The sequence below is a fragment of the Cupriavidus sp. FW305-27 genome, assembly GCF_058787995.1.
Map to the genome: position 1 here is coordinate 1 of NZ_JBYTAG010000019.1, position 19,190 is coordinate 19,190.

Annotated in this window: 13 protein-coding genes and 1 pseudogene; 4 read left to right on the top strand and 10 right to left on the bottom strand. The window is 67.9% G+C overall.

Annotated elements, in window-relative coordinates:
* The first annotated feature begins 215 nt into the window (after window positions 1-215).
* Window positions 216-2,150, top strand: coding sequence for a SurA N-terminal domain-containing protein (locus AC3WRI_RS11545; protein WP_011615120.1), 1,935 nt, complete (start codon window positions 216-218; stop codon window positions 2,148-2,150).
* A gap of 71 nt (window positions 2,151-2,221) precedes the next feature.
* On the opposite strand, the gene AC3WRI_RS11550 is transcribed toward AC3WRI_RS11545, so the two are convergent.
* A complete protein-coding gene (locus AC3WRI_RS11550; protein WP_011615121.1) occupies window positions 2,222-2,878 on the bottom strand; it encodes an arylesterase in 657 nt (218 codons plus the stop codon).
* Between AC3WRI_RS11550 and AC3WRI_RS11555 the strand changes: the two genes are divergently transcribed.
* A complete protein-coding gene (locus tag AC3WRI_RS11555; RefSeq protein WP_010810072.1) occupies window positions 2,877-3,575 on the top strand; it encodes an ABC transporter ATP-binding protein in 699 nt (232 codons plus the stop codon). The genes AC3WRI_RS11550 and AC3WRI_RS11555 overlap by 2 nt on opposite strands.
* Here AC3WRI_RS11555 and pgi read toward each other — a convergent pair.
* The 8 genes and pseudogenes from pgi to AC3WRI_RS11595 all read right to left on the bottom strand — a co-directional run bounded on the left by pgi (window position 3,572) and on the right by AC3WRI_RS11595 (window position 13,687).
* Window positions 3,572-5,215 (bottom strand): glucose-6-phosphate isomerase, encoded by a 1,644-nt coding sequence (gene pgi, locus AC3WRI_RS11560; RefSeq protein ID WP_492293346.1) that lies wholly within the window; start codon window positions 5,213-5,215, stop codon window positions 3,572-3,574. The genes AC3WRI_RS11555 and pgi overlap by 4 nt on opposite strands.
* Before the next feature lie 143 nt (window positions 5,216-5,358).
* Entirely contained in the window at window positions 5,359-6,321 is a 963-nt protein-coding gene (locus AC3WRI_RS11565) for a DMT family transporter (RefSeq protein ID WP_010810070.1), read from the bottom strand.
* Window positions 6,318-7,904 carry a bifunctional ADP-dependent NAD(P)H-hydrate dehydratase/NAD(P)H-hydrate epimerase gene (locus AC3WRI_RS11570; RefSeq protein WP_010810069.1) on the bottom strand — a complete coding sequence of 529 codons (1,587 nt, stop codon included), beginning with the start codon at window positions 7,902-7,904 and terminating at the stop codon, window positions 6,318-6,320. Before AC3WRI_RS11570 ends, AC3WRI_RS11565 begins: the two co-directional genes overlap by 4 nt.
* A gap of 6 nt (window positions 7,905-7,910) precedes the next feature.
* Window positions 7,911-9,208 (bottom strand): annotated as a pseudogene (locus tag AC3WRI_RS11575) (D-amino acid dehydrogenase).
* Window positions 9,209-9,269: 61 nt separating this feature from the next.
* Window positions 9,270-10,580 carry a TRAP transporter large permease gene (locus tag AC3WRI_RS11580; protein ID WP_492293347.1) on the bottom strand — a complete coding sequence of 437 codons (1,311 nt, stop codon included), beginning with the start codon at window positions 10,578-10,580 and terminating at the stop codon, window positions 9,270-9,272.
* Window positions 10,580-11,131, bottom strand: coding sequence for a TRAP transporter small permease subunit (locus AC3WRI_RS11585; protein WP_037023387.1), 552 nt, complete (start codon window positions 11,129-11,131; stop codon window positions 10,580-10,582). Before AC3WRI_RS11585 ends, AC3WRI_RS11580 begins: the two co-directional genes overlap by 1 nt.
* 104 nt (window positions 11,132-11,235) lie before the next feature.
* A complete protein-coding gene (locus tag AC3WRI_RS11590) occupies window positions 11,236-12,201 on the bottom strand; it encodes a TRAP transporter substrate-binding protein (protein WP_010810065.1) in 966 nt (321 codons plus the stop codon).
* A 121-nt stretch (window positions 12,202-12,322) separates the two neighbouring features.
* Window positions 12,323-13,687 (bottom strand): amidase, encoded by a 1,365-nt coding sequence (locus tag AC3WRI_RS11595; protein WP_454750083.1) that lies wholly within the window; start codon window positions 13,685-13,687, stop codon window positions 12,323-12,325.
* 250 nt (window positions 13,688-13,937) lie between these two features.
* Here AC3WRI_RS11595 and AC3WRI_RS11600 point away from each other — a divergent pair, with 250 nt between their 5' ends.
* Window positions 13,938-14,543: a winged helix DNA-binding protein gene (locus tag AC3WRI_RS11600; protein ID WP_010810063.1), complete on the top strand. Its 606-nt coding sequence runs from the start codon at window positions 13,938-13,940 to the stop codon at window positions 14,541-14,543.
* A gap of 190 nt (window positions 14,544-14,733) precedes the next feature.
* Window positions 14,734-18,780 carry a phosphoribosylformylglycinamidine synthase gene (gene purL / locus AC3WRI_RS11605; RefSeq protein WP_492293348.1) on the top strand — a complete coding sequence of 1,349 codons (4,047 nt, stop codon included), beginning with the start codon at window positions 14,734-14,736 and terminating at the stop codon, window positions 18,778-18,780.
* Between the two features lie 95 nt (window positions 18,781-18,875).
* Here purL and AC3WRI_RS11610 read toward each other — a convergent pair whose 3' ends face one another.
* Window positions 18,876-19,175: a hypothetical protein gene (locus AC3WRI_RS11610; RefSeq protein ID WP_492293349.1), complete on the bottom strand. Its 300-nt coding sequence runs from the start codon at window positions 19,173-19,175 to the stop codon at window positions 18,876-18,878.
* Between the last annotated feature and the right edge of the window lie 15 nt (window positions 19,176-19,190).

Consider the following 19,190-nt stretch of genomic DNA (forward strand, 5'->3'; position numbering starts at 1 on the left):
GCGGGAATCGAAGGGCTGCGCTTGCAAGCGCAGCAGCGGCCCGCGGGACGTGGGCGAGTCCCGTCCACTCCGCCAGTTTTATTGAAAACGCCCGCATCAGCGGGCGTTTTCATTTGTTCCCTCATGTTTCCCACCCTGCATAAGGGTGCGCGCCCAGCGGCTCCTGATAGAATTGTGGAGTTTGTCTTTCGTGCCAATCCACTACCCGAATCCGCATGCTTGATTTCGTACGCAACAACCGGCGCCTGATGCTCTTGCTGCTGCTGGTGCTTGTTTTCCCGTCGTTCGTGTTCTTCGGCGTGGAAAGCTATTCGCGCTTCATGGACAGCTCGCACGATGCCGCCAAGGTCGACGGCCGCGCCATCAGCGTGCAGGAGATCGATAACGTCGTGCGCGACCAGAGCGAACGCGCGCGCCAGGTCCTGGGCGCCAGCTATGACCCGCGCCAGTTCGAAGGCCCGGACGCCCGCAAGGCCGTGCTGGACCAGCTGATCCTGCAGCGCGTGATGGCCAGTGCCGTGGCGCGTGAGCACCTGACCGTGTCCGACGCCAAGCTGCTCGAGGAAATCAGCAACCTGCCGGCGATCGCGCAGTTGCCGCGCACCAAGGACGGCAAGGTCGACGACAAGGCCTACCTGCAGCTGCTGCAGTCGCAGGGCATGACGCCCGAGCAGTTCGATGCCCGCATGCGCTTCGAGCTGGCCACGCAGCAGCTGGGCGCATCGGTCGCCGCGACGGCATTCGTGCCCAAGTCGCTGCTCGATCGCCTGATCGCCGTGCGCGATCAGCAGCGCGATGTGCAGGCGCTGCTGTTCAAGCCGGCCGGCTACACCGCCAAGGTGCAGCCCGATGCAGCCGCGCTGAAGGCCTACTACGACAGCCACCAGCAGGCCTTCTCGGTGCCGGAACAAGCCAAGGTCGAGTACCTGCTGCTGTCGGGCGAGGCCCTGGCCGCGACGCAGGCGGTCACGCCCGAAGAGCTGAAGTCCTACTACGACAGCAATATCGCGCGCTTCCGCATCGACGAGCAGCGCCGCGCCAGCCATATCCTGATCAGCGCGCCGAAGGATGCGCCGGCCGCCCAGCGCCAGGCCGCGAAGGACAAGGCCACCAAGCTGCTGGAGGACCTGCGCAAGCACCCTGACACCTTCGCCGACGTGGCGCGCAAGAACTCGCAGGACCCGGGCTCGGCCGAGAAGGGCGGCGACCTGGGCTTCATGGGCCGCGGCGCGCTGGTCAAGCCGTTCGAGGACGCCATGTACGCGCTCAAGGATGGCCAGGTCAGCGACGTGGTGGAAACCGACTACGGCTATCACATCATCAAGCTGACTGGCATCAAGCCCGCCGAGACCAAGCCGCTGGAAGCCGTGCGCACGGAACTCGAAGCTGAGCTGCGCAAGCAGTTCGCCGACAAGAAGTTTGCCGAGCAGGCCGATGCCTTCGGCAACACCGTCTATGAGCAGGCTGACAGCCTCAAGCCCGCCGCCGACAAGTTCAAGCTGACCATCCAGACCGCCGACAACGTCACGCGCCAGCCGAACCCGGCGCTGGGCGCGCAGAGCCCGCTCAACAACGACAAGCTGCTCAAGGCGCTGTTCAGCGACGACGCGATCAAGAATAAGCGCAACACCGAGGCCGTCCAGGTGGCCCCGAACACGCTGGTGGCCGCGCGCATCGTCGAGTACCGCCCGGCGGCCGTGCGCAAGTTCGAGGAAGTCGAAGCCAAGGTGCGCGAGGGCTATATCGCCCAGCAGGCGGCCGAACTGGCGCGCAAGGACGGCGAGGCCCGGCTTGCCGCACTGAAGAAGGCAGACAGCGCCGACGGCTTTGGCGCGGTGCAGACCGTGTCGCGCGCCAAGGCCGAGGGTATGCCGCCGAAGGCGGTCGAAGCGGTGCTGCGCGCCGATGCGAACAAGCTGCCCGCGGTGGTGGGTGTCGACCTGGGGGCCGAAGGCTACGCGGTCTACCGTATCACCAAGGTCAGCCAGCCGACGCAGGCCAACCCGGCGCAACGCCAGGCCGAAGCGCAGCAGCTGTCGCAGCTCGCCGGCCAGACCGACCTGCAGGCATTCTATGAAAGCCTGAAGGCACGCTCGAAGGTCAAGATGCTGACGCCGGTGGGTGCCACGCAGCCGCAAGGCGCCGAGTAAGCGCCAGATCAGCCCCGGCAGCCCCGCTGCCAGCAAGGACCCCTGCCAGGCGGCAGGGGTTTTTTTTATTCTTACTTCGCGCCGCTGCGCCTGAGCATCGGCTTGAGCTGCGGCCACACCGTATCGAGCAGCACTGGCTGTGCCGCGGCGGTCGGGTGGATGCGGTCGGGCTGGAACCAGTCCTGCCGCGCGATGACATTGTCGAGGAAGAACGGCACCAGCCGCACCTTGTACTCGCCGGCCAGCTTCGGATACAGCGAGACGAACTTCTCGGTGTAGTCCTGCCCGTAGTTGGGCGGGATGCGCATGCCGATCAGCAGCACGCCCGCGCCGGCCTTCTGTGCCATGCTGACGATGTTGCGCAGGTTGGCCTCAGTGGTCTGCAGCGGCAATCCGCGCAGCGCGTCGTTGGCGCCAAGCTCCACCACCACGATGGCCGGGCGGTGCCGCGACAGCAGCTCCGGCAGCCGCGTCTTGCCGCCGATGGTGGTCTCGCCGCTGATGCTGGCATTGACAACGCTATAATCGAAGCGCTCCTGCCGCAGGCGGTCCTGCAGCAGCGTGACCCAGCCCGCGCCGCGCGCGATGCCGTACTCGGCGGAGAGGCTGTCGCCAAGCACCAGCAGTGCCGGGGCCGCAGCCTGGGCTGAGGCCCCGGCCGATATCGTCAGTGCCATGCCGGTTGCCAGCAGCAGCCGGCGCCATTTGCCTCGGATCCCAATATCCATGTCTTCTTCCATTCTCGCTGTCGAGTCCCTCGGAAAGACCGTTGCCGACACGACCGGTTCGCTGACGATTTTGCACGACGTGACCTTTTCCGTCACGCCGGGCGAAACGCTCGCCATCGTGGGGGCGTCCGGATCGGGCAAGTCGACGCTGCTCGGGCTGCTGGCGGGGCTGGACCTGCCCAGCACGGGCACGGTACGGCTGCAGGGCCAGGACCTGTTCGCGCTGGACGAGGACCAGCGCGCCGCCGTGCGGGGCCGCCATGTCGGCTTTGTGTTCCAGTCGTTCCAGCTGGTCGGCCACCTGACCGCGCTGGAAAACGTGATGCTGCCGCTGGAGCTGCGCGGCGAAACGTCGCAGGTGCGCGAGCGCGCCCTGGACATGCTGCTGCGCGTGGGCCTGGGCGCGCGGCTGGGGCACTATCCGCGCACGCTGTCGGGCGGCGAGCAGCAGCGCGTGGCGCTGGCGCGCGCGTTCGTGGCGCGCCCGGACATCCTGTTTGCCGACGAGCCCACCGGCAGCCTCGATACCGCCACTGGCGAAGCCGTGATCGCGCTGATGTTCGAGCTTAACCGCGATGCCGGCTCAACGCTGGTGCTGGTCACGCATGACCGCTCGGTGGCGGCGCGCTGTGGCCGTATCCTGACCATCGACGCCGGCCGCGTGGCCAGCGATGAATGGATGGGCGCGGAGGTCTAGCTGGCGGCGCCCGCCTTCAGCACCGCGCGGGCGCGCTCGATCAGCGACGTGGTGGAGGCATCGTGCTGGCCGATGGCATTCCCGGTCAGCTCGGCCTCGATCGGACGGGCCAGGATCTTGCCCAGCTCGACGCCCCACTGGTCGAAGGAATTGATCTTCCAGACCACGCCCTGCACGAAGGTGCGGTGCTCATACAGCGCAATCAGCGCACCCAGCACATGCGGCGTCAGGTTTTCCATCAGCAAGGTGTTGCTGGGGCGATTGCCCTCGAACACCATATGGGCGATACGGACTTCGTTCTTCAGGCCGGCGGCACGCAGCTCATCGGCGCTGCGCCCGCGCATCAGCGCCTCGGCCTGCGCAAAGCAGTTGGCCAGCAGCTTGGCGTGATGGCCTGCCAGCCGGCGCGGCGGCACCAGCGGCGCGACAAAATCCACCGGCACCACCTGCGAGCCCTGGTGGATCTGCTGGAAATAGGCATGCTGCCCGTTGGTGCCGGCCGTGCCCCACACCACCGGCGAGGTATGCGTGCGCACGGGCTGCCCGTCAAGCTGCACCGACTTGCCGTTGCTCTCCATCTCCAGCTGCTGCAGGAAGGCGGGAAACAGCTCCAGCGAGGTGGAGTAGGGCGCCATGCAGCTGGTGGGCAAATGCCAGAAATTGCGGTACCAGATGCCCAGCATGCCCAGGACCACCGGCATGTTGCGTTCCAGCGGCGCGGTGCGGAAATGCTCGTCCATGGCGCGCGCGCCGGCCAGCAAGTCGGCGAAGGCGTTGAAGCCCACGGCCAGCGTGATCGACAGGCCGACCGACGACCACAGCGAAAAGCGTCCGCCGATCCAGTCCCAGAACTCGAACATATTGGCCGGGTCGATGCCGAACTCGCGCACCGCTTCGGTATTGGTCGAGACTGCGACGAAATGCTTGGCAAGGTCATGCTCGGCCACGCCGTTGGCGACAAACCAGGCGCGCGCGCTGCGCGCGTTGGCCATGGTTTCCAGCGTGGTGAAGGTCTTGGAGCAGACGATCACCAGCGTCCGTTGCGGGTCGAGCCGCACCAGCGTCTCGGCCAGGTCGGTGCCGTCGACATTGGAAACAAAGTGCATGCGCGGCGCGGCATTGCCATCGGCATCGGCCAGGTGCGACAGCGCGCGGCACACCATGCGCGGCCCCAGGTCGGAGCCGCCGATGCCGATATTGATGACATCGGTGATGCGCTCGCCGGTGACACCCTTCCAGGCGCCGCTGCGCACCCGTTCCGAGAAATCGCGCATGCGTACCAGCACCTTCTGGATTGCCGGCATGACCTGCTCGCCGTCGACCTTGTAGCCGGCGCCGGCAGTCGCGCGCAGCGCTACGTGCAGTGCCGCGCGGTCTTCAGTCGTATTGATATGCTCGCCCGTGAACATCGCGTCGCGGCGTCTGGTCACGCCGGCCTCGGCTGCCAGCTGTACCAGCAGGCGCATGGTTTCGGGCGTGATCCGGTTCTTCGAATAGTCGAGATAGAGCCCGGCGGCTTCCAGCGAGAATTGTGCGACGCGCTGCGCGCCTTCGCGATCGAACCCGTCGCGCATCTGGGCGTCGCGAAGGGTGTCGTGGTGCCGCAGCAGGGCGTTCCAGGCGTGAAGGTCAGTGGGCATGCAGGACAATCGAGGTTGCGCGAGCCGCGTGGCGTTGCCGGCTCACAAGACAGAGATGCAAGTATATCGTCAGCGCTGCCGGGATCCGGCCTGGCAGCGGCGTCATATCGTTACCACTTGCAACATACCAGCGTGGGCGCAGGCTAAGTATCGGACATTGTCTGACGGCGCGCGCCGCCGAGCCGGGCCGCGATGGCGCGTAGCACGGGTTCTCCCCCAGCGACGCACAAGCCTCCCAGACAGATGATGCCGATGCCGATTGCGGTGGTCCAGTCGGGCAACTGGCCGAAGGCCAGGTAGCCGATTACCGTCGCGGACAGGATCTGCAGGTAGAGGAAGGGGCTCAGGAAAGACGCATCCGCGTACTGGAAGGCCCGGATGACGAAATAATGGCCAAGTGATCCGGTGATCCCCGCGGACAACAGCAGCGCACATTGCATCGGCGTAGGCCAGGCGCTGAACCAGAAGAAGGGCACGATCAGCGTGGTCAGGCAGGCGCCGGTTACGCCGCTCTGGATCAGCGTGGTCATCGGTGTGTCGTGCGCGGCAATGCGGCGTGTCAGCATCTGCATCAGCGCGAACACCAGCGCCGACACCAGGCCCAGGCCGACACCGAGCGGACTGAGCTGGCCCCCCGGGCGCACCACCACCAGCATGCCGGCAAAGCCGACCACCACACCGGTCCAGCGCATCCAGCGGGCATGGCGCCCGGGGCGCTCGCCCAGCAGCCACGGCGATAGTGCCACCACGAACAGCGGCGCGCAGAAATTCAGCGCCGTGGCCTGCGCCAGCGGCATCAGCATCAGCACGCTGAAGAACACCAGCGTCGAGACCAGCATCAGCGCGCCCCGCAGCCACTGCAGCCCTGGCCTTGCCGGCCGCCACTGGCGCCGCCAGCCGGCGGGGCCGAGCAGCAGGAAGATCGCGACCACATGCCCGACATAGCGCACCCATGCCACGGCCACCAGCGGCAGTCCTTGCTGCGTCAGGGTCTTGCTGGTGGCATCGAGCAGGCTGAGGATCCATTGTCCGATGACCAGCAGGGCGATGCCGGTGAGCAGGTGGCGGCGGTCGGCGGGATCGCGCAGCATCGCGCCGCGCGTCATGCGCGGGCCCCGGCCAGCAACTGGTTGAAGATGGTGCGCGCGGGCGCGTACAGTTCGCTTGCGGTGACGCCGGCCGGCCCGGTGCCCTGGGCGACAAGGGCATCGGCGGCGCGTCCATGGATCCACACCGCCGCCCGGGCCGCGGCCAGCGGCGCCATGCCTTGCGCCAGCAGCGCCCCCAGCATGCCGGCCAGCACGTCGCCGGTGCCGGCGCTGGCAAGTGCGGCATTGCCGCTCGGGTTGAGCGTGCATGGACTGCCGTCAGGCGCCGCGATCACTGTGCCCGATCCCTTCAGCACGACCACGGCCTGCCATTGCGCAGCCAGTGCTGCGGCAGCAGCGGGCCGGTCGCGCTGCACCTCGGCGACGGGAACGCCCATCAGCCGGGCGGCTTCGAGCGGGTGCGGCGTTATCACGCAGGCCGCGCCGCTGGCGGCCAGTGCCCCGGCCAGCGCCGGATCGGCAGCCAGCAGGTTCAGGGCATCGGCATCCAGCACAAGCGGCAGCGGCGCGGCTTGCAGCAGCCGCGCAAACTGCTTGTGTGCGTTGGCGTCCGTGCCCATGCCAGGACCGATCACCAGCGCCGACATGGCAGCGAGGGCCAGTGCGTCCACGGCATGCAGCATCAGCTCCGGATGCAGCGGATCGAACAGCGGTGCGGGCTGCGCCAGGAAGCCGATATGCACCTTGCCCGCGCCGAGGAACTGCGCGGCCCTGGCGCCCAGCAGCGGCGCCCCGGTCATGCCCAGGTTGCCGCCGATGAGCGCCAGCGAGCCATGCGTGCCCTTGTTGCTGGCATGGTGGCGGCGCGGCAGCGCCGTGCTGAACAGCGCCGGGCCGTTTACCAGGCAATGGGGCGTTTCGTCCGGCGGATAGTCAAGGCCGATCGGCGCGATATCGACCTCGCCGGCGCAGTCGCGCCCGTCGAGCGTCAGCAGCCCGGGCTTGGCGGCGATAAAGGTCAGCGTGCGCTGCGCGCGCACGGCCGGCGCGCCCGCGCCGGTGTCGGCGAACAGGCCGCTGGGGATGTCCAGCGCAAACACCGGCAGCGCGCTGCGGTTGATTTGTCCGATCCACCACGCCATGGTGCCGTCGGCGGGGCGGTTCAGGCCGATGCCGAGCAGGCCGTCGACGAGCGCAGCGGTGCCCGCGGGCCAGTCCGCGTCATGCGAGGCAGCGATGCCTGCGACCACGCTGACCGGGACGCCGGCTGCGTGCGCTTGCTGCCAGGCGGTCGCGGCGTCGGCGGGCAGGTGCTGCGGGTCCGCCGTCAGCCATACCTGCACGGCACGGCCGGCGCTGTGCAATTGCGTGGCGGCCACCAGCGCATCGCCGCCGTTATTGCCGGGGCCCGCCAGGAACAGCAGCGGGCCGGCGGGTGCATGGCAGGCCAGCCAGCGCGCGGCCGCGGCGCCGGCGCGCGACATCAGCGTAAAGGCGGGCAGTTGCGTGAAGGCGGCGTTCTCGATGCGGCGGATGGCGGCGACGTCGTACAGCGGAACCGGTGCGGAGGCAGCGGCATCGAGTGCAAACCAGCCGTCGCCGTTTGCGTGCGAGGTGGCGGTAGAGGCAGAGGGTGTCATGTGTGGTTATCTGGCGGGCCCCAGGCCGTAGCGGTCGGGCAACAGGCCCTCCATGTCGATGTCCGGGCCGCCATGGGTGCCGGCGCTGGCGGCGATCTGGTCAGCCGCAATCTTGCCCGATCCGCAGCTCATCGCCCAGCCCGTCGAGCCATGGCCGAGGTTGAGGAACAGGCCGGGCACGGCTGTTGGGCCGATCAGCGGCGGCCCGTCCGGCAGCATCGGCCGCGCGCCCACCCATTGCGTGGCTTCCTGGTAGTTGCCTGCCACCGGGAACCAGTCGCGCGCGACCTTGACCAGGGTGTTCAGGGCGGCCGGCCGCAGATCAAGCTTGCGTGAGCCCAGCTCGGCCGTACCCGCCACGCGCAGGCGGTTGCCCATGCGCGTGATCGCGACCTTGTAGGACTCATCCATCAGCGCGCCCAGCGGCGCCTGCAGTTCGTCGCGGACCATCACCGTCACCGAGTAGCCTTTGACCGGATACAGCGGCATGCGCAGGCCCAGCGGGCGCAGCAGCGCGGTGCTGTCGGCGCCGGCCGCGACCAGCACGCGGTCGGCGCTCAGCACCTGGCCAGGGCGCTTCTTGTCGGAGTGCTGCAGCTCGACCTGCAGCTTGCCCGCGTTGTCGGGCCTGACGCGCGCCACCCGGGTGTCGAAGCGGAACGATACGCCTGCGGCCTCGGCATGCCGGTGCAGCGCGCGCACGAACATCGGGCAGTTGCCGGACTCGTCTTCCGGCAGGTGCAGCCCGCCAGCCAGCGGCGTGTCGGCCGCCAGGCCCGGTTCGATACGGCGGCATTCCTGCGCGCTGACCAGCCGGTGCGGCACGTTGTTCTCGCGCAGCAGGGCCACGGCGGGCGCGGCCAGTCAAGGTCGCGCGCGGTGCGGAACAGCTGCAGGTAGCCTTGCGACTGCTCGTAGTCGATCTGCAGCTCGCTGCGCAGCCGGTGCAGGCACCCGCGGCTGTAGAACGCCAGCCGCTGCATGCGCAGCTTGTTGGCGCGGTAGCGCTCCAGCTGGCATTCGCGCAGCCAGCGCGCGATCCAGCGCCACATGGCCGGGTCGGCGGAAGGGCGGAACAGGACCGGCGCCTCGCGCGCAAAGAGCGTGCGCAGGATCTTGCCGGGCATGCCCGGCGCCGCCCATGGCGTGACATAGCCGGGCGCGATCACGCCGGCATTGCCGAAGCTGGCTTCCTGCGCCGGTGCGGCGCGGCGTTCGAGCACGGTCACGTCGAAACCGGCCTGCCGCAGGTACCAGGCGGAACTGACGCCGATCGCGCCGGCGCCGATGACGATCACATGCATCGGACTGGGACCCTCCATATTGCCGGGCCGGCGGCAAATGGCCGGGCGGGGCCGGCCAATGCTATTTGACTTCCTGCTGCATGACAATGTCCGGCAGCCAGGTGACCACGCCCGGCCAGATCGTGACGATGGCGATCGCCACCACCATCATCATGAAAAAGGGCAGCGAGACCCTTGCTATGTAATTGCTGTCCTTGCCTGTCATGCTCTGCAACACGAACAGGTTGAAGCCCACGGGTGGCGTCACCTCGGCGATCTCCACCAGCAGCACGATGAAGATGCCGAACCAGACCAGGTCGAAGCCGGCCGCCTGCACCATCGGCAGCACCGTCGCGGTGGTCAGCGCGATCATCGAGATGCCGTCCAGCGCCGTGCCCAGCACGATGTAGATCACTGTCAGCACGGCGATCAGCGCCCACGGCGACAGGTGCATCGCCGCCACCCATTCCGCCAGCGCGCGCGGGATGCCGGTAAAGCTCATGGTAACCGACAGGAACGAGGTCGCGCCCAGCACGAACATGATCATCGCGGTCAGCCGCGTGGCCGACATCAGGCTGTCCCAGAACGCCGCGCGCGTGAGCGAGCCGCCCGCCCACGCCAGCGCCAGCGAAGCCACCACGCCATAGGCTGCGGCCTCGGTCGCGGTGGAGTAGCCGGTCACCATGATCACGGTGATAAAGGCGATCAGCACGATGCACGGCAGCAGCTGGCGGATCGATGCCAGCCGCGCACGCCAGTTGAAGTGCTCCGACGGCGGGGTTTTGTCCGGGTTGGCCAGTGCCCAGACCACGATATAGCTGGAGAACAGCAGCATCAGCAGCAGGCCGGGTATGAAGCCCGCCAGGAACACGCGGATGATCGACACGTCCGCCGACACCGCGTACACCACCATCGTGATCGACGGCGGGATCAGGATGCCGAGCGTGCCGGCGCAGGACAGCGAGCCGAGCGTAGTGCGCTCGTCGTAGCCGCGCCGCGTGAGTTCCGGCAGCGCCGATTTGGCGATGGTGGCGCAGGTGGCCGCCGACGACCCCGACACCGAGCCAAAAATGCCGCAGCCCAGGATATTGACGTGCATCAGCCGCCCGGGCAGCCAGCTCAGCCACGGCGACAGCCCGCTGAACATCTGCTCGGACAGCTTGGTGCGGAACAGGATCTCGCCCATCCAGACAAAGAGGGGCAGCGATGCCAGCGTGTATGAGGCGCTCGACGACCACCATGCGTTGGCCAGGCTGACCAGCGCCTCGCGGTCCGAGAACACCACCAGACCGACCCATGAGGTGACCGCAATGGCCACGGGGATCCACGCGCCGATCGCCAGGAAGACGATCATCACCAGCAGCAGGATCAGTGCAACCACGACTGTGCTCATCAGACCGTCTCCCCGAAATCGCCGGCGGCGAGCTTTTCTTCATGGGCCACCTGGTAGCGCGGCTTGTGTCCGCGCACCACGCGCAGCCATTCATCGGCGACCGCCAGCAGGAAGCCGACGCAGCCAAGCACCGCGAAGCTCTGCGGAATCCACAGCGGGATCACGATCTGGCCCTGGGAGACATCGCCGATTTCCCAGCTCTGCCACGCAAAGGTGCCAAGCGCCCAGGCCGCGTAGGCGGCAAACGCCAGGCAGACGGTCAGCGAGACCAGCTCCAGCACCCGGCGCCGGCGCGGGCCCACGGCCCCCAGCAGCATCTCGACGCGCACGATGCCGCCATGCTGGAAGGTCTGGCCAAGGATCAGGAAGGCGGACGCCGCGCACAGCCAGGCGACGATGTCATCGCCACCCTTGAAGATCACCGAGGTCTCCCGCGACAGCGACATCAGGATCATGATCACGCAGACGGCGAGGATGCACAGCGCGCCGAGCACGGCAAAGAGGTCAAGCAGGCGGTCGAGCCAGCGCTTGGAGGAGGGGGCAGTTGGCATGATGGGCAGCAGTTGAGGCAAGCGGGCAGCAGGCTTGCTGACGAACATCGATCAGGCAGGTTTGCTCCCCTCTCCCGCTGAGGGGAGAGGGAGCGCACATCAGCCTACTTGCGGTAGGCGTCCAGGATAGCCTTGCCGTCCTCGCCCGCGCCCTTGGCCCAGTCATCCACCATGACCTTGCCCACCTTCTGCATGTCGGCCTTGAGCTGCGGCGAAGGCGGCTGCACCGTCATGCCGTTGCGCGACAGGGTGGCCAGGTACTCCTTGGTCTTTTGCTCCGAGACCTGCCAGCCGCGCTTCTCGGCGTCGGCGACGGCCTTGAGCAGGGCCTCCTGGGTCGGCTTGTCCAGTGCCGCGAACGCTTTCTTGCTGACCACCAGCATGTTCTTGGGCAGCCAGGCGTCCACCGTGTAGAAGTACTTCACGCTCTCCCACACCTTGGTGTCGACGCCGGTTGCGCCCGACGACATGAAGGAGTTGACCGTGCCAGTGGCCAGCGCCTGTGCCAGGTCGGCAGCCTGGATGGTCACCGGCTGGGCGCTGACCAGCTCGGCGATGCGCGAGGTGGCCGGGTTGTACGCGCGCCATTTCAGGCCCTTCATGTCCGCGGCGGAATTGATCGGCTTGTTGGCATAGATGCCCTGCGGCGGCCAGGCCACCGCGTACAGCAGCTTCATGCCCTGCTTGTCGAGCACCTTCTCGGTGACCGGGCGCGAGGCCTGCCACAGCTTGTAGGCGTCGGCATAGCTGGTGGCCAGGAACGGCACCGCATCGACGCCGAACACCGGATTCTCGTTGGCCAGCAAGGACATCAGGATCTCGCCCATCTGCACCTGGCCGGTCTGCACGCCGCGCTTGATCTCGTTGGCCTTGAGCAGCGAGCCATTGGGGTGCAGCACGATCTTGAGCTTGCCGCCGGTGGCCTTGTCCACGTCGTTGGCCATCTGTTGCAGGTTCTCGGTATGCAGGTTGCTGGCCGGATAACCGGTCGGCAGGTCCCACTTGGTATCCGCCTGTGCCGCCACGGCGGCCAGCATCAGGCCGGCCGCAACGATTGCCTTGACTCGCATCTCGATCTCTCCTGGTGTGTGCGCGGGGGCGCGGTGGTACTGCTGGTTGCGTACTACCTGGTGCCGGTCGTGCCGCATTGGCGGGCACGCCGGCGCAAGATCAACGGCGCGGCGGCAGGGCTCAGTCGTCGCGCTGTGAAGGTTGCACGATGCGTTCCAACGCAAGGGCCGTGCCCAGCAGGCCGGCATCGCGCATCGGGCCGTGCGACAGCATCAGGCCCACGGGCAGCTCGTCCGGCGCGTGGCAGGGCAGCGAGATCGAGCAGCCGTCAAGGAAATTGAAGGCCGAGGTATTGCGCAGCAGCAGGGCATTGACGCGGAAGAACTGCGCATCATCGGTGCGCAGCGGCGCAATCTCGGGCGCGACCATCGGCACGGTCGGGCAGACCACGGCGTCGAAGCGGGCCAGGCGCGCTTCCATGCGGGCGATCCAGTCCAGCCGGGCGCGGCCCAGGTCGATATAGTCGGCGGCGCTGACATTGGCGCCGCGGTCGATGCGCGAGGCCACGCGCGGGTCGTACAGGTCGCGCCGGGCGGCCAGCAGGTGGCGGTGGATGGCAAAGGCTTCGGCCGAGCTGAAGCCGCCCTGGGCGTTCAGGCCCGCCAGTTCGCCGAGCTCGGGCAGGTCGACATGCTCCAGTTGCACGCCGGCGGCCGACAGCCGGCCCAGCGCGCGGTCAAAGGCGCGCGCCACCACCGGGTCGAGGTCGTCCAGCAGGACCTGGCGCGGGATCGCCAGCCGCGTCGCGGCGGGGTTGGTGACGCGCGGGATCACTGCGCTGTCCGCGATCACACTGTCCACGGCAATGCAGTCGCTGACCGTGCGCGCCATCGCGCAGGCGGTGTCGAGCGTGTAGGACAGCGGAAAGGCCCCCGTCAGCGGCACGCGCCGCGCGGTGGGCTTGAAGCCGGTGATGCCGCATAGCGCGGCGGGGATGCGGATGGAGCCGCCGGTGTCGCTGCCAAGCGCCGCGACCGCCAGCCCCAGCGCCACCGAAACGGCCGCACCCGACGACGAGCCGCCCGGGATGCGTGCCACGCCATCGGTGCCGGCTGGGTTGGCCGGCGTGCCGTAGTGGGGATTGATGCCCACGCCCGAGAACGCGAACTCCGTCATGTTGGTGCGCCCGACCAGGGCTGCCCCTGCAGCGCGCAGGCGGGCGACCACGGTGGCGTCCGCGGTGGCCGGCGCGGCATCCTTGCGCACCAGCGAGGCTGCGCTGGTGACTTCGCCGGCCACGTCGTAAAGGTCCTTGACTGAAACCGGCAGCCCCGCCAGCGGATGCAGCGCCTTGCCGGCGCGGCCGGCGGCATCGGCAGCGCGCGCGACCTGGGCCGCGGCCTCGAAGGTGCTGTGCAGGAACACGGCCTCGGCAGCCGGCGCGGCGGCAAGCGCGGCCGCCTGCTCGATGATCTGCGCACGGCTGGTGGCGCCGTCGCGCAGGCGGGTGTTCAGGGTGTCGAGGTCGGGAAGCATGGATGGCATGGGGTCTGCAAACGGGGTGCGAGGGCGGGGCGGGCACCGCCATGGTGGCGGCCGCCTGCCGGCACGGGGAAGGGCGCGGTGCACATGCGCAGGGCCAGTCGTGGCCGGCGTCCTCCCTCATGCTTTACCTGTATTTATTAGGTGTTCATGCTCATAATTCGCCAATAAACTGTCAAGCTAAAATTGCCGGGGCGCGCTCCGGGCTTATACCTAGCACGCCAGCGCCGTCCCATCGAAAGGAGTCTCCCGCATGCCACGCAAGCCAGCCGAGAGCGGGCATACCGCCGCCGCCGTGGCCGATGCCTCTGCCGTTGCCGATAAGGCAAGGCCGGCCACCGCGCTGTCGCGCGCGGCCGGGGCCAATATCGTGTCGTCCTCGCACCTGGTGTCGGTGCGCAGCCCCGAGCTGTCCGAGTTCGAGTTCGGGCTGAACACCGCCTACAATGCCTACAGCCGCTGGGTGGTGCGCTGCATGGGGGCGGCGGGGGTGCGCGACCTGACCTTCCTGGACGTGCTGGTGCTGCATCACGTGAACCATCGCGGCCGGCCCAAGCGGCTGGCCGATATCTGCTTCGTGCTGAACGTGGAAGACACCCACCTGGTGACCTACGCATTGAAGAAGCTGCAGGGGCTGGGGCTGGTGAGCGGGGAGCGGGTCGGCAAGGAGGCCACTTATTCGACCACCCCGGCCGGTGCCGAGGCCTGCGCACGCTATCGCGAGATCCGCGAACAATGCCTGACCAGCAACTTCACCGAAGGCAGCGAAGAGAATGCCGAGATCGGGGAGCTCGCCCGGCTGATGCGGGTGCTGACCGGCCTGTACGAGCAGGCCGCGCGCTCGGCGACGTCACTCTGAGCCGTCCATTCGGTAAAAGTGACGCATAAGCATTATCAGGATGGGCGGTAACACGGCCCCGTCGTGATGTCGCAGTGCAAAATCCGGGTGCCGGCAAGGTACAATAGCGGTTTCCCGCCAGTCGGCACCCCATGCAGCGGTGCCGGCTAAGCAGCAGCCCCTACCTCACCGCCTCCCGACCGCTACGATCATGGCGCATTTCTCGTGCTTCCCCGGCGCTTTGGCGCTTTCCGCCTTCCGTCAGCAACGCCTGCTCACCGCCCTGCGGCAGATCGACGCCGATATTGAATCGGTGCATGGCCAGTTCCTGCACTTTGTCGACGCACAGACGCCGCTGTCGGCCGAAGAGCAGTCCCGCGTGGCGGCGCTGCTGACCTACGGCGCACCGTTCGCCGATCAGCCCGACGGCGACCGCTTCGTGGTGATCCCGCGCTTCGGCACGATCTCGCCGTGGGCCAGCAAGGCCACCGACATCGCCCATAACTGCGGCCTCACGCATATCCACCGCATCGAGCGCGGTATCGAAATCACGGTCATCTGCAAGAAGGGCCTGCTGCGCGGCCGCAAGACGCTGGACGCGGATACCCGCGCCGCCGTCGCCGCGCACCTGTTCGACCGCATGACCGAGACCGTGGTCGCCTCGCGTGACGATGCCGCCGGCCTGTTCCAGGAACTGCCGGCCAAGCCGCTGCGCTTTATCGACATCTCGGCCGGACGCAGCGCGCTGGCCGCGGCCAACGTCGAGATGGGCCTGGCGCTGTCCGAGGACGAGATCGACTACCTGGTCGATGCCTACGGCAAGCTGGAGCGCAACCCGACCGACGTCGAGCTGATGATGTTCGCGCAGGCCAACAGCGAGCACTGCCGCCACAAGATCTTCAACGCCACCTGGACCATCGACGGCGTGCAGCAGGACAAGTCGCTGTTCGCGATGATCCGCAATACGCACCAGCTCAATCCGCAAGGCTCGATCGTGGCCTACTCGGACAACTCGGCGGTGATGGAGGGGGACGTGGCCGAGCGCTGGTTCCCGCGCGGCGATGACCACAAGTACGGCCGCCACGAGGCGCTGACCCACACGCTGATGAAGGTGGAGACGCACAACCACCCGACCGCGATCTCGCCGTTCCCGGGTGCCTCCACCGGCGCCGGCGGTGAAATCCGCGACGAGGGCGCGACCGGCCGCGGCGCCAAGCCCAAGGCCGGCCTGACCGGCTTCACGGTGTCCAACCTGATGCTGCCCGAGGCCGTCGAGTCCTGGGAAAACGACCGCGACGCCGCCCAGCCGGTGGCGCACCGCAACCCGGAAGACAAGCCCGGCGTGACCGGCAAGCCGGACCGCATCGCCTCGCCGCTGCAGATCATGATCGACGGCCCGCTCGGCGGCGCCGCCTTCAACAACGAATTCGGCCGTGCCAACCTGGGCGGCTATTTCCGCGTCTACGAGCAGAACGTCGGCGGCACCGTGCGCGGCTACCACAAGCCGATCATGATCGCGGGCGGGATCGGCAATATCGACGCCGCGCACACGCACAAGAACCCGCTGCCGGCCGGCACGCTGCTGATCCAGCTGGGCGGCCCGGGCATGCGCATCGGCATGGGCGGCGGCGCCGCCAGCTCGATGGCGACCGGCACCAACACCGCCGATCTGGACTTCGATTCGGTCCAGCGCGGCAACCCCGAGATGGAGCGCCGCGCGCAGGAAGTGATCAACGCCTGCTGGCAGCTCGGCGACGCCAACCCGATCCTGTCGATCCATGACGTCGGCGCGGGCGGCATCTCCAACGCCTTCCCCGAACTGGTGGACGGCGCCGACCGCGGGGCACGCTTCGACCTGCGCCAGGTGCACCTGGAAGAGTCCGGCCTGTCGCCGGCCGAGATCTGGTGCAACGAGTCGCAGGAACGCTATGTGCTGGCGATCGCGCCGGACAGCTTCCCGCAATTCCAGGCCATGTGCCAGCGCGAGCGCTCGCCGTTCGCGGTGGTTGGCATTGCCACGGAAGAAAAGCAGCTGCAACTGGTCGACGCCAGCGTCGACGCCGCGCTCAAGGAGCACTACGCCGTCGACATGCCGATGGACGTGCTGCTGGGCAAGCCGCCGCGCATGCATCGCGACGTCAAGCGCGTCGAGCAGGAACTGCCGGCGGTGGACGTGACCGGCATCAGTCTGGAGCAGGCGGTGCGCGACGTGCTGCGCCATCCGACCGTGGCCAGCAAGTCGTTCCTGATTTCGATCGGCGACCGTACCGTCGGCGGCATGAACGCGCGCGACCAGATGGTCGGCCCGTGGCAGGTGCCGGTTGCCGACGTGGCCGTGACCACGCTCGACTACCAGGGCAAGGCCGGCGAAGCGATGACCATGGGTGAGCGCACCCCGCTGGCCGTGATCAATGCGCCGGCCTCCGGCCGCATGGCGATCGGCGAGGCGCTGACCAACCTGGCCGCCGCGCCGGTCAAGGACCTGGGCAAGGTCAAGCTGTCGGCCAACTGGATGGCGGCCTGCGGCGTGGAAGGCGAAGACGCGAAGCTGTATGACACCGTGCACGCCGTCGGCATGGAACTGTGCCCGGCGCTTGGCATCAGCATCCCGGTGGGCAAGGATTCGCTGTCGATGCGCACCAAGTGGCAGGACGACGGCGTCAACAAGGAAGTGGTCGCGCCGGTGTCGCTGATCATCTCGGCCTTTGCCGCGGTGGACGACGTCAATCGCACGCTGACCCCGCAACTGCGCACCGACGCCGGCGACACCGTGCTGATCGCCGTCGACCTCGGCCGTGGCAAGAACCGCATGGCCGGCAGCATCCTGGCGCAGGTGACGCAGCAGGTCGGCGACAGCGCCCCCGACGTCGATAACGCCGAAGACCTGAAGAACTTCTTCAACGTGATCCAGCGCCTGAACCGCGAAGGCAAGCTGCTGGCCTATCACGACCGCTCGGATGGCGGCTTCATGGCCGCGCTGGCGGAAATGGCCTTTGCCGGCCACTGCGGCATCTCGCTCAACGTCGACATGCTGGCGCTGGACCCGCAGCAGGAGCAGGACTACGGCGACGCCAAGAACTGGGCGCAGCAGATCGCCGAGCGCCGCAACGACCAGACCTTGCGCGCGCTGTTCTCGGAAGAGCTCGGCGCGGTGGTGCAGGTGCGCATGGAAGACCGCGACACGGTCTTTGCCGTGCTGCGCGAAGCCGGCCTGTCGGCCTGCAGCCATGTGGTGGGCAAGCCCAACGCGACCGACCAGATCGAGGTCTATCGCGATGCCAAGAAGGTCTTCGGCGCCTCGCGCACCGACCTGCAGCGCAACTGGAGCGAAGTCAGCTGGCGCATCGCGCGCCTGCGCGACAACCCGGCCTGCGCCGACAGCGAATACGACCGCCTGCTCGACGCCGCCGACCCCGGAATCAGCCCGGTGCTGACCTTCGATGCGGCCGAAGACATCGCCGCGCCGTTCATCGCCACCGGCGCCCGCCCGCGCGTGGCGATCCTGCGCGAGCAGGGCGTCAACTCGCAGATCGAGATGGCGTACAGCATGGATCGCGCCGGCTTCGATACGCACGACGTGCACATGAGCGACCTGATCGCAGGCCGCGCCAATCTGGCCGACTTCAGCGGCTTTGTCGCGTGCGGCGGCTTCAGCTACGGCGACGTGCTGGGCGCGGGCGAGGGCTGGGCCAAGACCATCCTGTTCAACGCGCAGATGGCCGAGCAGTTCGCTGCCTTCTTCAACCGCCAGGACACTTTTGCGCTGGGCGTTTGCAACGGCTGCCAGATGATGAGCAACCTGGCCCCGATCATCCCGGGCGCAGGCGCCTGGCCGAAGTTCACGCGCAACCAGTCGGAGCAGTACGAGGCGCGCTTTGTCACGGTCGAGGTGCAGTCGTCGCCGTCGATCTTCTTCGCCGGCATGGAAGGCAGCCGCATTCCGATCGTGGTTGCCCACGGCGAAGGGTTTGCTGACTTCTCGCAGCAGGGCAATATCGACCAGGCCCACGTGGCGCTGCGCTTTGTCGACAACTACGGCGCGGTCACGCAGACCTATCCGCTCAACCCCAACGGCTCGCCCGACGGGATTACCTCGGTGACCACCGTCGATGGCCGCTTCACGGTGCTGATGCCGCACCCGGAGCGCGTGTTCCGTGCCGCGACCATGAGCTGGGCGCCGGATGCGTGGAAGCAGGTTGCCGACGGCGGCAGCCCGTGGATGCGGATGTTCCGCAATGCGCGGAAGTGGGTGGGGTAAGTATCAGCCCAGGGCCTGCGCCCTTCGTCCCAACCAAGAGCCACCGGCAGCGCCGGTGGCTTTTTAGTTTTTCGCTGCGCCGGTAAAGGCAGGGTTCAGCCGGCAAGCGGAGGGTGCAAGCGCGAGCTCCACGACGCATAGGCATAAGTCAGCATCCGCCCGGCTTCAAAACCAGGGGGCGCCCTGATCTCGCCGCGAGCCTCCTTGTAAGCCACCACGGCGTGCAGGATCTTCTCGGGCGCGTAACGGTCACGCAACGGGAGATAGGGGTGGAGCTGGCGCCAGCCGGGGGCGGCGCCGTCCAGGGTCGCCCAGGCCAGTGCGCAATAGCACATGCCCCGGGACGAGAGATGCCAGAGTTGCCAGTAGCGGCCAGTCGACTCCACGCGCTGCATCCTTGAATCTTGCAG